The sequence below is a fragment of the Streptosporangium sp. NPDC023825 genome (assembly GCF_040639575.1).
GTDB lineage: Bacteria > Actinomycetota > Actinomycetes > Streptosporangiales > Streptosporangiaceae > Streptosporangium.
On record NZ_JBFAAE010000009.1, the window covers coordinates 1 to 12,981 of the forward strand.

General features: G+C 73.1%; 9 protein-coding genes. 6 read left to right on the plus strand and 3 right to left on the minus strand.

Annotated elements, in window-relative coordinates:
- Window positions 1–118: 118 nt before the first annotated feature.
- Window positions 119–1,438, minus strand: a complete 1,320-nt coding sequence (locus AB0G15_RS10905) for a coenzyme F420-0:L-glutamate ligase (RefSeq protein WP_362837507.1) — start codon at window positions 1,436–1,438, stop codon at window positions 119–121.
- Complete coding sequence (gene cofD / locus AB0G15_RS10910; RefSeq protein ID WP_362837509.1) at window positions 1,435–2,451, minus strand: 2-phospho-L-lactate transferase; 1,017 nt, start codon at window positions 2,449–2,451, stop codon at window positions 1,435–1,437. The genes AB0G15_RS10905 and cofD overlap by 4 nt, the downstream gene beginning before the upstream one ends.
- 251 nt (window positions 2,452–2,702) lie before the next feature.
- Between cofD and AB0G15_RS10915 the strand changes: the two genes are divergently transcribed.
- The 4 genes from AB0G15_RS10915 to AB0G15_RS10930 all read left to right on the plus strand — a co-directional run bounded on the left by AB0G15_RS10915 (window position 2,703) and on the right by AB0G15_RS10930 (window position 10,295).
- Window positions 2,703–5,198 (plus strand): hypothetical protein, encoded by a 2,496-nt coding sequence (locus tag AB0G15_RS10915; RefSeq protein ID WP_362837511.1) that lies wholly within the window; start codon window positions 2,703–2,705, stop codon window positions 5,196–5,198.
- Window positions 5,199–5,426: 228 nt separating this feature from the next.
- On the plus strand, window positions 5,427–5,687 hold the full coding sequence (locus AB0G15_RS10920; RefSeq protein ID WP_037969494.1) for a WhiB family transcriptional regulator: 261 nt from the start codon (window positions 5,427–5,429) through the stop codon (window positions 5,685–5,687).
- Window positions 5,688–6,000: 313 nt separating this feature from the next.
- Window positions 6,001–8,883, plus strand: a complete 2,883-nt coding sequence (locus tag AB0G15_RS10925; protein WP_362837513.1) for a glycosyltransferase family 2 protein — start codon at window positions 6,001–6,003, stop codon at window positions 8,881–8,883.
- Window positions 8,880–10,295: a DUF5719 family protein gene (locus AB0G15_RS10930; protein ID WP_362837515.1), complete on the plus strand. Its 1,416-nt coding sequence runs from the start codon at window positions 8,880–8,882 to the stop codon at window positions 10,293–10,295. Before AB0G15_RS10925 ends, AB0G15_RS10930 begins: the two co-directional genes overlap by 4 nt.
- Window positions 10,296–10,511: 216 nt before the next feature.
- On the opposite strand, the gene AB0G15_RS10935 is transcribed toward AB0G15_RS10930, so the two are convergent.
- Window positions 10,512–10,967 carry a metallopeptidase family protein gene (locus AB0G15_RS10935; protein WP_362837517.1) on the minus strand — a complete coding sequence of 152 codons (456 nt, stop codon included), beginning with the start codon at window positions 10,965–10,967 and terminating at the stop codon, window positions 10,512–10,514.
- 240 nt (window positions 10,968–11,207) lie between these two features.
- Here AB0G15_RS10935 and AB0G15_RS10940 point away from each other — a divergent pair, with 240 nt between their 5' ends.
- Window positions 11,208–11,576 carry a DUF3499 domain-containing protein gene (locus tag AB0G15_RS10940; protein WP_329090499.1) on the plus strand — a complete coding sequence of 123 codons (369 nt, stop codon included), beginning with the start codon at window positions 11,208–11,210 and terminating at the stop codon, window positions 11,574–11,576.
- A 48-nt stretch (window positions 11,577–11,624) separates the two neighbouring features.
- Window positions 11,625–12,980, plus strand: a complete 1,356-nt coding sequence (locus AB0G15_RS10945) for a phosphomannomutase/phosphoglucomutase (RefSeq protein WP_362837519.1) — start codon at window positions 11,625–11,627, stop codon at window positions 12,978–12,980.
- Window position 12,981: the final 1 nt, after the last annotated feature.

Below are 12,981 nucleotides of genomic sequence, written 5' to 3' on the forward strand. Positions count from 1 at the left end.
GCCCAGCGTTCCAACGTGGCCCGCTCATCAGCGGAAAGCGTCACCGGAGTCTTGGGCCGTCCCATCCGCGCCATGCAGCCCATTCTAGACTTAGCAGACGAACTTTAGACGCAGGACACTAGCGGACGACGATGAAGTCCGCCGCCCGCCTGGGGGCGCGGTCCCTGGGCGGGGCGGCGGGGTGGCCGATGGCGACGGCGCCCATCGGGTCCCAGTCCGCGGGCAGGTCGAGGACCTCGCGGACCACGTCGCGGCAGAACATGGTGGACGACACCCAGGCCGAGCTCAGGCCCTCCACCGCGAGCTGGACCAGGAAGTTCTGCACTCCCGCACCGGTCGCGACCACGAACATCTCCCGCTCGGCCGCGTTGCGCCGGTCGTCGCGGTAGGTGTGCGAGCCGTCCATCACCAGGCAGGGCACCGCCAGGTACGGGGCCGCGCGCAGCACGTCACCCCGCCTGACCCGTTTGACGATCGACTCCTCCGAGAAGCCGTCACCGCGCAGGTCGGCGATCCAGGCGTCCCGCATGGCGTCGAGCAGCTTTTCGCGGGTCCCGGCGGACTCCAGCAGGACGAACCGCCACGGGGTGGTGTGGTGCGGGGCGGGCGCGGCGATCGCGGCGTCGACCGCCCTGCGGACCTTGTCGCCGTCCACGGGGTCCGCGGAGAACTCGCGGACGGTCCTGCGGGCGAAGACCACGTCGCGCGAGCCGTACCGGAACATGTCGTCGGCGGACGGGCGGAGCAGCTCGCCGACTCCCGGCCCGTCGTCCTCGGTGGTGTACTCGGCCAGACCTCTGATCACCGCCACCGGGGTCTGCGCGACCTTCCCCTTGACCAGGTCCGCGGCGGCCGCGAACTCGTCGGCGACGGCGGTCAGGGTGACCTCGAGCGCGTTGCCGTGGTCGTCGGACATGCCCCGGTAGTCGAGCGCGGGGGTCACCCCCGCCAGGCCGACGGCCATGTCGGTCTGGCCGTTGCGCCACGGGCGGCCGAAGGTATCGGAGACGACCACGCCGACCGACACGCCGAGCAGCTCCCTGACGCGCGCCCGCACGGCCGAGGCGGAGGCGTCCGGGTCGGCGGGCAGCAGGACGACCGTGCCGGGGCGGGTGTTGGAGGCGTCGACCCCGGCGGCGGCCATGACGAACCCGTGCGCCGTCTCGGCGATCACGGTCTCACCCCTGCGGGCCACCACCCGTCTCGTCTCCGTGCCGACGGCCTCGGCGCGGCTCACGCCGCGCAGCACCCGGCCCTCGGCCTTGCTGCAGATCTTCGAGGTGACCACGAGGACGTCGCCGTCGCGCAGGTCGGGCATGGCCGTGGCGATCAGCTCCCCGACGTCGTCGCCCTCGCGCACCTCGGGGATGCCGGAGACGGCGAAGATCTCCAGCCTGACGTCGGCGGGCTCCTCCTGCCCGCGCCTGAGCCGGCTCATCGCGAACCCTCCTCACGGGCCGGGGACCCGTCCGTGACGGGGGACCGCTCGTACGGCACCGGAGGGCCGGTGTCCCGGCCCGCGAGCCGCACGGCCATGTCCAGGGCGGCGCGGGCGATGGCGGCGGCGGACTCGACGTCGTGCATGATCAGCGGGCGGGCCTCGACCTCGACGCCGCCGAGGGCCACCCCGGCGTCCTCCTCCGCGACCAGCCAGCCGTCCACCAGCGGCGATCCGTACAGTTCGAGGACCGCCTGCGCGGTGGTCTCCACGCCGATCGCGGTCAGGCAGGCGTCGGCCATGCCCCGGACGGGGGCGCCGCCGACGATGGGCGAGACGCCGACGACGGTCTTGCCCTCCAGCGCCTCGCGGATGCCCTTGATCTGCAGGATCGTGCCGATGCTGACGACCGGGTTGGACGGCGGGAGGATCACCGCGTCGGCGGCGGCGATCGCCTCCAGCACGCCGGGGGCGGGGGAGGCCTCGTCCGCGCCGACCAGGATGATCTGCTCGGCCGGAACCGAGGCGCGCAGCCGTACCCACCACTCCTGGAAGTGGACGGCGCGACGGCCCCGCTCGTCGGAGATGACCACGTGGGTCTCGGTCCTGTCGTCGCTCATCGGGATCAGGCGCACGCCCGGCCGCCAGCGGGCGCACAGCGCCTCGGTGACCGCGGACAGGGGATATCCGGCGTCGAGCATCTGGGTGCGCACGATGTGGGTGGCGAAGTCGCGGTCGCCGAGGCCGAACCACTGCGGTTCGACGCCGTAGGCGGCCAGCTCCTCCTTGACGACGTGCGACTCCTGGCGCCGCCCCCAGCCCTGCTCCTCGTCGATGCCGCCGCCCAGCGTGTACATCACGGTGTCGAGGTCGGGGCAGACCCGCAGGCCGTAGAGGCTGATGTCGTCACCGGTGTTGCCGATGACGGTGATCTCGGAATCGGGGGCCGCGGTGAGGAGGCCCCGCAGGAAACGGGCGCCGCCGATGCCGCCGGCGAGGGACACGATGCGCATGCCGTCCAGTGTTCCACTAGGTCACCAAGCCCGTTGGCGGGGTGCCCGCGGGCGGTTCCCAGTAGTCTTTTCATGATCGTTATGAGGGGTGTCCGCCCTGGCCGGATCGCCTGATTGGCCGCCCGAAATGTGGGCTTATAGGGTGTAATGGAGCACTTATGGGGTTGGTGGGCTTCCTGGGACCACCGGCAACAAAGTCAGCCATGTGCAAAACTGGCCCGGGTTTACCTAAAGACCCTATGGGGGTAGTTGTGATCAATGTCGAGGCAGTCCGGCTCCGGGAACCGGCGGCGTGGCTCATGGTCGCCGTCGCGTCCGCGAGCGTTCTCGTCGGCATCGAACGCCTGCTGTTCGGGGGCGGATCGTTCTCCTTCGCCGAGCGCGCGGCGGTCTCGCTGGGGCAGCTCACCTCGCCGGTCGTGCCCGCGCTGCTCGTCGGCGGCGTGCTGCTGGCGACCAACCTCGGCCCGGTGATCAAGCGGCTGAAGGTGATGGCCCTCGTGGTGGCCGGCACGCTCGGGCTCTCCGTGCTGTTCGGCCTGATCGGCCTGTTCGGCGGGCTGTTCGCGGGCGTGGAGGGTTTCCTGGGGAAGGTCGAGTTCCTTCTCGTCAACCTGCCCGCCCTCGCGCTGGCCGCGGTCGCGCTGCTGTACGTGCTGCCGAAGGCGGTCCCCGCGGGTTCACGCGACGGCGCGTTCCGCGCGGACGGCGGCTTCGGCCGCTCCCCGGAGCACCCGCAGGACCAGCGGTACGCCGCCTACGGCCAGCCGCCCGTTCCCGGGCAGGGGCAGGTCCCCTTCCAGGAGCACCCCCAGGGTCCTCAGGGCCCCCAGGGACCTCATGGACCCCAGGGGCAGGGCGTTCCGCAGGGTGCGTACCCCCACGCCCAGGGTTTCCAGGGGCCCCAGGGTCCCGGTCCTCAGGGTCCTCAGGGCCCTCAGGGGCAGATGCCCCAGCAGGGTGTTCACCACCCGCAGGACCAGGGCGCGCAGGGTGGCCACGGTCACCCGCAGGAGGCTCCGCCCGTCCCGGCCCCGCAGCCCCCGTACAACCGCCCCGCGCTTCCGCCCGCGCCCGCGCACGGCTCCGCCGGGGCCTCGGAGGGGTACGGCCAGCAGGCGCCCTCCCACGCGGCGTCCGTGCCGCCGGCGTCCCCCGCGCCGCAGGCCGGTGAGGGATACTCCCAGACCCCCTACGCGCCGCCCGCCGAGAACCAGCAGTACGCCCCCCAGGGCGAGTCCTACCCGCAGCCGGAGCCCCAGGGGCAGGGCTACGCGCAGCCGCAGAGCTACCCGCAGGCGCAGCAGCCCGCCGCCCCGGCCGCGGGCTACACCCCGAGCCCGTACGTCGCGGCCGACGTCCAGCCCCCGGCCCCGGCCAAGCCGTACGACCCGCCGGCCGCGGCCTACGACCCGCCGGTCTACGCCGCCCCCGTGGAGCCGCAGGCCCAGACGGAACCCCGGCTGCCGAGCTATCCCCAGTTCCCGGACTCCTCGTCGTACGGGCAGCCCGACTCGTCGTACGGGCAGCCGGAGTCGCAGGGCTTCGGCCAGCAGGCCGAGCCTCCGGTCCCGCCGCTCTCCCCGGTTTCTCCGGCGTACGGGCAGGAGCCGCAGTCGCCGGGTTCCGGGCGGCACTCCAGCCCCAACCTGCCGAGCTACTCCCAGTACTCGGAGTCCTCGTCGTACGGGCAGCCCGACTCGTCGTACGGGCAGCCGGAGTCGCAGGGCTTCGGCCAGCAGCCCGACTCCTCCGCGTACGGCCAGCGCTCGGACCGGTCGCAGCCCGACTACGGGCAGTCCGACCCGCTCTTCGGCCAGCAGGCCGAGCCTCCGGTCTCGCCGCTCTCCCCGGCCTCCCCGGTTTCCCCGGCGTACGGGCAGGAGCCGCAGTCGCCGGGTTCCCGGCGGCAGTCCGAGCAGCAGGGCTACCAGCAGCCCGATCAGCAGGGATACCCGCAGGCCGACTCCCAGGGCTACCAGCGGTCCGAGGCCCAGGGCTTCGGCGGGCAGCAGGAGCCGCAGGGCTTCGGGCAGCAGGAGCCGCAGTCGCCCGGGTACGGCCACCAGCCCGAGCAGCAGGCCCCCGCGTCCTACCCGCCGGCCGACGGACGCCAGGACCAGCCGCTCGACGACCGGTCGCGCCCGCCGTTCGACAGCCGGCCGCCGCAGTCCTTCCCGCAGCCTCCGGAGAACTACGGCCAGCCGTTCAGCGGCTACTCGGGCGCGGAGTTCGGCCGCCAGGCCGAGCAGGGCCCGTCCTACCCCGCGCCCGACCCGGTGGATCTCAGGTCCCAGCAGATGGCCCAGGCCTACCAGCAGGCGGAGAGCTACCAGCAGCAGGCCCAGCAGGGCGGCACCGAGCCCCAGCTGCGCGTCCCCGAGTACGGCTCCCCGGGCTACGAGGGTCCGTTCGGGCACCCGCAGACCTCTCAGGCCCCGCAGAATCCCCAGCCCGCGCCGGCCCCCCAGGCTCCCCAGACGCCGCCCTACCAGTCCCACCAGTGGGACCCCCAGTCCGAGGCGACGCTCCGGTTCGACCCGAACGCCTACCAGGGAGACCCGCTGAGCGACCCCGCGCCCGCCGCCAGGACGTGGGACTCGCAGCCGATAGACCCCACGGCGATCTACAAGCCCGAACAACGCCCAGGTCAGGTCACGGATGAGGAAACCCCGGATAGAGAGAGGGTGGGCCCCGGTCAGGATCAGAACATGTCCTGGTACGGTTCCGACCGCCGAGAGCACTGAGCCCCTGGCGGTCGAAGCGATCACCTGGTGCAATTGCCGTCGTGGCAGGCACACGACCCACAACCGGGGAGAGCAGGTCTTTCCCCGGATACCAGCATGCCGCTTGACGCCACACCGACCACGCGCGTGTAATTACACACGTGTTGTTACGCCTTCCTCTGGGTGGGTAAGGGGGAGGCGTTCATAGGGGGGCTCCAATTTTGCGGGCGTGCGGCAGGGAGGTGTGCAGTGGCCGACCTGGTCATCGCACAGGAGAGCATCGCTGAAGAGCAGCTTGGCTGGCAGGAGCGCGCCTTGTGCGCGCAGACCGACCCGGAGGCGTTCTTCCCGGAGAAGGGAGGGTCCACCCGCGAGGCCAAGAAGGTTTGCCGCTCCTGCGAGGTGCGTGCCGAGTGTCTTGAGTACGCGCTCGAGCATGACGAGCGGTTTGGAATCTGGGGTGGGTTGTCGGAGCGTGAACGCCGCCGGATCAAGCGCGAGGCCGTCTGAGCCGTCCGCGAACCGGATGGCGGGAAGGCTTGGGCGCTCCGGGATCCGGACGGTCCGGACGTCCGAGCACCGATGAACACTATGAACAACTATGAACACCGATCGACACCGAAGAAGTGCTGAAGACGGCCGATCGGCCTGAGTGAAGTATGTGACGCCTCTCCGAGGCGCTTGACGAATATGTCCACGGGGTCACGTGACCGTCGGTCGCGTGACCCTTTTTTCGTGCGCGCGACCAGGTATAAGACATAGTCCGACAGAGGGTGCCGTATCGTTGTCGCGCCGATCACCACCACTCCTGAACACGGGACGTATGTCCATCACCGACCCCCCTCACCCCCAGCGCCCCCAGCACACCGTCACCGCGATCGTCGTCTCCCACGACGGATCCCGCTGGCTGGGGGAGACCCTGGAAGCCCTGCTCAGGCAGACCCGCCCGGTGGACCGGGCCGTCGGGGTCGACAACGGCAGCAGGGACGGCAGCGCCGCGCTGCTGACCTCCGCCCTCGGTGCCAGGGCGGTGCTCACCCTGCCGCGCTCGACCGGTTTCGGCGAGGCCGTCGCCGAGGTCCTCGACCGGCTCGGCCCCGGCGGCGGCCGGGAGTGGATCTGGCTGCTGCACGACGACTGCGCCCCGGACGTCCACGCCCTGCGGCTCCTGCTGGAGGCCGCCGACTCCGATCCCAAGGCGGCGGTGCTCGGCCCCAAGCTCCGCGACTGGCTCGACCGGCGGCTCCTGCTGGAGGTCGGCGTCACCGTCGACCGTACCGGCCGCAGGGACACCGGGCTGGAGGCCCGCGAGTTCGACCAGGGGCAGTACGACGGGACCAGGGACGTGCTCTCGGTCTCCACCGCGGGCATGCTGATCCGCAGGGACGTCTGGGAGGAGGTCGGCGGGCTCGATCCCGCGCTGCCGCTGTTCCGCGACGACCTCGACCTGTGCTGGCGCGTCAGGACCGCCGGGTACCGCGTGCAGAACGTCACCCGGGCGATCGCCTGGCACGCCGAGGCGGCCACCCGGCGGCGGCGCCGCATCACCGCCAGCGGCGACCACCCCCGCCGCCTGGACCGCCGCAACGCCCTCTTCGTCGTCATGGCGAACCTGCCCGCCCGCCCGCTGCTGTGGGCGCTGGTGCGCAACGCGTTCGGGTCGCTCTTCCGCACGGTGCTGTTCCTGGTGGCCAAGCAGCCCGCCAACGCGCTGGACGAGTTCCTCGCGTTCGGCTCGGTCTTCGGTCACCCCATCCGGATGATCAAAGCCCGGCGGGTGCGGGCCAAGGGCAGGAGGCAGGGGTACGCGGCGGTCAGCCGGCTGCTCACCCCGCCCGGTGCCGGCTACCGGCGGCTCGTCGACCGCGCCCAGAGCTACCTGGCCGGGGGCGGGTTCGTGGAGTCCGCGGGGCGCCACCACGCCGTGGCCGCCTCGCCGGACGCGCAGGAGGACGGTGAGGAGCTGCTCACCGACGCCGGGGTGATGCAGCGGTTCTTCGGCAACCCCGGCGTCCTGCTCTTCCTGGCGCTCACCGCGGTCACGCTGGTCGCCGAGCGCGCGGTGACGGGTGGCGCCAGGCTGGGCGGCGGAGCGCTCGTCCCGGTGATCGGCGGAGCCTCCGACCTGTGGAACCTCTACCGCGAGAGCTACCACCAGGTGGGCCTGGGCACCGACGCGTGGGCCCCGCCCTACGTGGCGGTGCTGGCCGTGCTCTCCACGGTGCTGTTCGGCAAGACGTGGCTCGCGGTGTCGCTGCTGCTGCTCGGCTGCGTGCCGCTGGCCGGGATCTCCGCGTACGCGGCCACCCGGTCGATGGTCCCCGGCCGCTGGACCAGGGTCTGGCTGGCCTCCTCGTACGCCCTCCTGCCGGTCGCCACCGGCGCGGTCGCCGCGGGGCGGCTCGGCACCGCGGTGGTCTTCGTGCTGCTGCCCGTCTACGCGGCGCTCGCCACCACGGTGCTCGCCGGGGAGCGCCGCCGCGCCCGCCGCGCCGCCTGGGGGCTGGGGCTCCTGCTGGCCGTCGGCACGGCCTTCGCCCCGCTGGTCTACCCGCTGACCGCGATCCTCGGCGCGCTGGCGGCGCTGGCCTTCCCGCGCAGGGGCGTCGCGGTCTCGATGCTCGTCGCGTTCGCCGTCCCCGTGGTCCTGCTGTTCCCCTGGCTGGCCCAGGTGGTCGCCGACCCGGGGCAGCTCCTGCTGGAGGCCGGGCTGCACCAGCCCGCGCTGGTCGACCCCGGGCTGCCGGCCGGGTCGCTGCTGCTGCTCAGCCCCGGCGGCCCCGGCATGCCGCCGCTCTGGGTGACCGGCGGCCTCCTCGCCGCCTGCCTGGCCGCGCTGCTGATGCGCCGCAACCGGATGGTCATCGCGGTCGGCTGGGGCGTCGCGCTCTTCGGCGTGCTGGTGGCGATCCTGGTGAGCAGGACCACCGTCACCTCGATCAACGGCGACGTCGAGGCCCCCGCCTGGCCGGGCGTGCCGCTGGCCTTCGCCGCCACCGGCATGCTCGTGGTGGCCGCCCTCACCGCCGACCGGGTCGTGGAGTTCCGGGCGGCCGGGGGAGCGCGCAGGCTCGCCGCGCTCGGCGTCGTGCTGGTCGCGTTCTCCACGCCGCTGCTCGCGGCGGGCATGTGGATCGCCAAGGGGGTGGACGGCCCGCTCCGCGGGACGGTGCGCGACGTCGTGCCCGCCCTCGCCGCGGAGAACTCCGCGGGCGGCGAGCGGACCCTGCTGCTGCGCGCCTCGCCGGGCGGCCTGCTCTTCACCGTGCTGCGCGGGCGCACCCCGGTGATCGGCGAGGCCGACATCCCGGTCCCCGACGGTCCCAGGGAGCTGGTCCGGGTCGCCGCGGCCGGGCTGGTGTCCGGCAGGGGCGGCGACGACGCCCGGGTCCTCGCCGCCCACGGCGTGCGGTTCGTCGTGGTGACCGCGCCCGTCGACCCGGAGATCAGCCACGCGCTCGACTCGCAGCCCTCGCTGGCGAGGATGAGCCTGTCCCGCTCGGTCGGCGTGTGGCGGCTCACCCAGCCGATCGCCCTTCCCGCGACCCCGCCCGGCGACCCCTGGCACGGCCGCTGGCTCTGGGCCCAGGCCGTGCTGGTGCTGGTCGTCTCGGTCCTGGCCGCGCCGGGGTCACGCACCGAGCCCGACGAGCCCGCCGTCCCCCAGGACCTGCCCGAACCTCGCAGAGAGCTGGCCGCCCGGTGAAATCCCTGATCGAGAACCGGTTCAGCCTGCTGGTGCTGGTCCTGGTGGCCCTGCTCGCCCTGTACGGGGTGGCCTACGCCACCCAGCCACCGGCCGTCGCCACCCCCGCGCCGGGGTTCGAGAAGGTGCCCGTCGCCTCGGTGACGGCCGTCTGCCCGTCGCCCGGCGACACCTCCGTCGGCGTGGTGTCCCCGCCCGGCAGCCGCGAGCCGGGCTCCGCGACGCTCGTCACCGGGGACAAGACCCTGGCCACCGTCGACACTCCCGGCCGTCTCTGGCACGACGAGGTGCCGGCCTCGTCGCCGCCCCTCGTCGTCGCGGCCGACGGGAGCATGGCCGCGGGCCTGGAGGTGGCGCAGACCCGCCGGGAGAAGTCGGGAAAGCAGCGGGGACTGGCCGGGACGCGCTGTGCCGAGCCGGTGGGGAGCACCTGGCTGGTCGGGCCGGGGCCGGCCGCGGCGGACGTCACGCTGTACCTGACCAACGCCGACCCCGCCCCGGCCATCGCGGAGATCATGGTCTACACGGGTGAGGGCCCGGTGTTCGACGACACCGGTGGCGTGTTCACCCTCAAGCCGGGGCAGAGCCGCACGATCAAGGTCCTGGATCTCGCGCCCTCGGCGCTCGCCCTGGCGATCCAGGTCCGTACCAGCTCGGGGCGGGTCACCGCCGCGGCGCGGGCGATCATGAACGACGGGCGTGGCGTGGACTGGCTGCCGGTCGCCGCGGCGCCCGCCACCCGGGTCGTCGTACCGGGCATCCCCGGCGGCGGCGGGAGGCGCGAGCTGCTCGTCGCCTCCGCCGAGGAGGTCGACACGCTGGTGGAGGTCAAGGCCCTCACCTCCGAAGGTACGTACGAGCTCCAGGGCCACGAGCTCGTCGAGGTGCCCGCGGGTTCCGTCGTCTCCGTCGACCTGTCCAGCGGGATCGGCGGGCGGCCGTCCGCGCTGGTGCTCACCTCGGACACCCCGATCGTCGCCGGGCTCGTCGCCACCGGGACCGGTTCGAGGACCGACGTGGCCTTCACCGCCGGAGCGGTCCCCGTCGACCTGGGCAGCGTCGTCGCCGACAACCGTACGGGCGGCAAGGTGAGTTCCCGGCTGCTGCTGACCGCGCCGGACGCGGCGGGAGCGGTGAGCGTGCAGGTGGTCCCGCGCGAGGGCGAGCCGCGCGAGCCGTTCCAGGTGGAGATCCCCGCCTCGCGGACCAAGCAGGTCGGGCTCACCAAGGTGGACGGGCCCTTCGCGGTGGTCGTACAGCCGCTGCCCGGCTCGGGGCCGGTCTACGGCGGGCGCGTCCTGGACGAGCGGCTCAAGGACGGGCTGGCGCTCACCGTGCAGCCGCTGGCCCCCGCCCGCATGTGGGCGCTGGTCCCGCCGATCGCCGAGTCGGTCGCGACCGTCCTGCCCTGAGGCCCTGGGGCCCTGGGGCCCTGAGGTCCTGAGGTCCTGGCCCTGAGAGTCCGGGAGACGGCCGGACCGCCGGATCGCCCTGGGGCGCGGCGGGCCGGTCGTGGTCATCTCCGGGGGTGGCGGGGCCGGTCGTGGCCGCCCTGCGAGGTGGCGGGGCCGGTCGTGGCCGTCTCGGGAGGCGGGCGGTCGGTCGTGGCCGTCTCGGGAGGTAGGCGGTCAGTCGTGGTCGTCGAAGCCGGGATCGACCGACTCGGGGGAGAGACCGAACAGGCCCGCGACCTGCTCCACCACCGCCTCGTGCACCATCGCGCCCAGGTGGTCGCGGTCGCGTGCCCTGCTCTCCAGGGGGCGGCGGTAGATGATCACGACGGCCGGGCGGTTTCCCGCGGCGGGCTCCGACCGCCCGAACGGGATGGGCTCGCCGGTCAGCAGCCCGGGGCCGTCGCCCAGCTCGCTGATCGGCGGGACCTCCTCGACCGCGAACTCCACGGCCGACAACTGCTTGGCCCATCGGGGCTTGAGCCGGTCGACGGCGTCCAGGACGAGATCGTCGAACCGCTCGCTGCGGGCCTTGGCGATCGGCACGTGCGAGGGCGCCAGCGGGCCGCGCAGGCCGCGACCGTGCCTGTCGCGCCTGCGGGGAGAACGGGGTCTGCCGGGTGCCGGGCTCACGGCCCCAGCTTAGACGTGACCCGGACGGGGGCGGGAGGTGCCGTGACCGCGGTGCGGACGGGTGGGAACCGTGACGGCGGGTGCGGGAGTGAGGGGAGATGCCACCGGGAGGCGTGCGGACAGGAGGTGTAAGCCGTACAGGCGGGTGGAAGCCGGGACACGTGTCCGAATTGTGGCGACACGCTCGTTAAGAGCGCTCAGATAGTGGCGCCCCGGACGCTTACCGGATACGGTCCCACCGTGAGCCCCGTCCGCCGCTGTTCCCGCACCGCGTGCAGTCAGCCTGCCGTTTTCACGCTCACGTACGTCTACGCCGATTCGACCGCTGTTCTCGGGCCCTTGGCGACGTACGCCGAGCCGCACTGTTACGACCTGTGTGCCGAGCACGCCGAGCGGCTCACCGCCCCCCGAGGCTGGGAGGTGGTCCGCCTGCCGACCGACGGCGCCCCGCCGAGCACGGACGACCTGGAGGCCCTCGCCAACGCGGTCCGCGAGGCGGCCAGACCCGCGCCGAGCGGTGGCACCGAGCCCGTCGGCCAGGGGGTCGAGGTCGGCCGCCGAGGCCATCTGCGCGTGCTGCGCTCCGCTCAGCCACAGCGTGACCGCTGACCCTACTAGGCTGGGGGGCACGAACACGACGTAAAGGGTGGAGCTGGAGTGGGCGACCTCGCCAAGATCTTCAAGGCGTACGACGTTCGTGGTGTCGTGCCGGACGAGCTCGACGAGGCGACCGCCGAGGCGGTCGGCGCCGCCTTCGTGGAGGTGACCGGGGCGGAGACCGCCGTCGTGGCACACGACATGCGCGAGTCGTCGGTACCGCTGGCCGCGGCCTTCACCCGGGGGGCGACCTCGCGGGGGGCCGACGTGATCAACGCGGGCCTGGGCTCCACGGACCTGCTCTACTACGCGAGCGGCAGCCTCGGCCTGCCCGGGGTGATGTTCACCGCCAGCCACAACCCGGCCCGCTACAACGGCATGAAGATGTGCAGGGCGGGCGCCGTGCCGATCGGCGGCGACACCGGGCTCCTCGAGATCCGCGACCGGGCCGCCGCGATCCTGGCCTCGGGCACCCTCGGCGGCCAGGGGGGCGGGACGGTCTCCGAGCGCGACCTGCTGCGCGGCTACGCCGACCACCTGCGCACCCTGGTCGACCTGTCCGGCATCCGGCCGCTGCGGGTCGTGGTCGACGCGGGCAACGGGATGGGCGGGCACACGGTCCCGACGGTGTTCGAGGGGCTGCCGATCGAGCTGACCGCCCTCTACTTCGAGCTCGACGGCACCTTCCCCAACCACGAGGCCAACCCCATCGAGCCCGACAACCTGCGCGACCTGCAGAAGGCCGTGCTCGACGTGGGCGCCGACCTCGGGCTGGCCTTCGACGGCGACGCCGACCGCTGCTGGGTGGTCGACGAGCGCGGCGAGTCCGTCTCCCCGTCCACGATCACCGCGCTGGTCGCGGTCCGCGAGCTGGGCAGGCACCCCGGTGCCGCGATCATCCACAACCTGATCACCTCCAGGGGCGTCCCGGAGATCGTCGCCGAGCACGGCGGCCGCCCGGTCCGCACCCGCGTGGGCCACTCGTTCATCAAGGCCGAGATGGCCGGGACCGGTGCGGTCTTCGGCGGCGAGCACTCCGCTCACTACTACTTCAAGGACTTCTGGTTCGCCGACTCCGGCATGCTGGCCGCGCTGCACGTGCTGGCGGCGCTGGGCGAGCAGGAGAAGCCGCTCTCGGACATCCTCGCCGAATACACTCGTTACGCGGCCTCCGGGGAGGTCAACAGCACGGTCGCCGACCAGGACGCGGCGACGGAGCGGGTCCGGGAGGTCTTCGCCGCCCGCGACGGCGTCACCTTCGACGAGCTGGACGGCCTGACCGTCTCCGGCCCCGGATGGTGGTTCAACCTTCGTCCGTCCAACACAGAGCCGCTGCTCAGGCTGAACGCCGAGGCGGCCGACGAGATTCAGATGGCAGCGATCAGGGACGAGGTCCTTGCTGTCGTGAGGAGCTGAA

What these genes read in the sequence shown, in the direction of transcription:
- AB0G15_RS10905 (WP_362837507.1), bottom strand. Translation starts at nt 1,438, where the DNA reads ATGAGCCGGCTCAGGCGCGGGCAGGAGGAGCCCGCCGACGTCAGGCTG.
- cofD (WP_362837509.1), bottom strand. Translation starts at nt 2,451, where the DNA reads ATGCGCATCGTGTCCCTCGCCGGCGGCATCGGCGGCGCCCGTTTCCTG.
- AB0G15_RS10925 (WP_362837513.1), top strand. Translation starts at nt 6,001, where the DNA reads ATGTCCATCACCGACCCCCCTCACCCCCAGCGCCCCCAGCACACCGTC.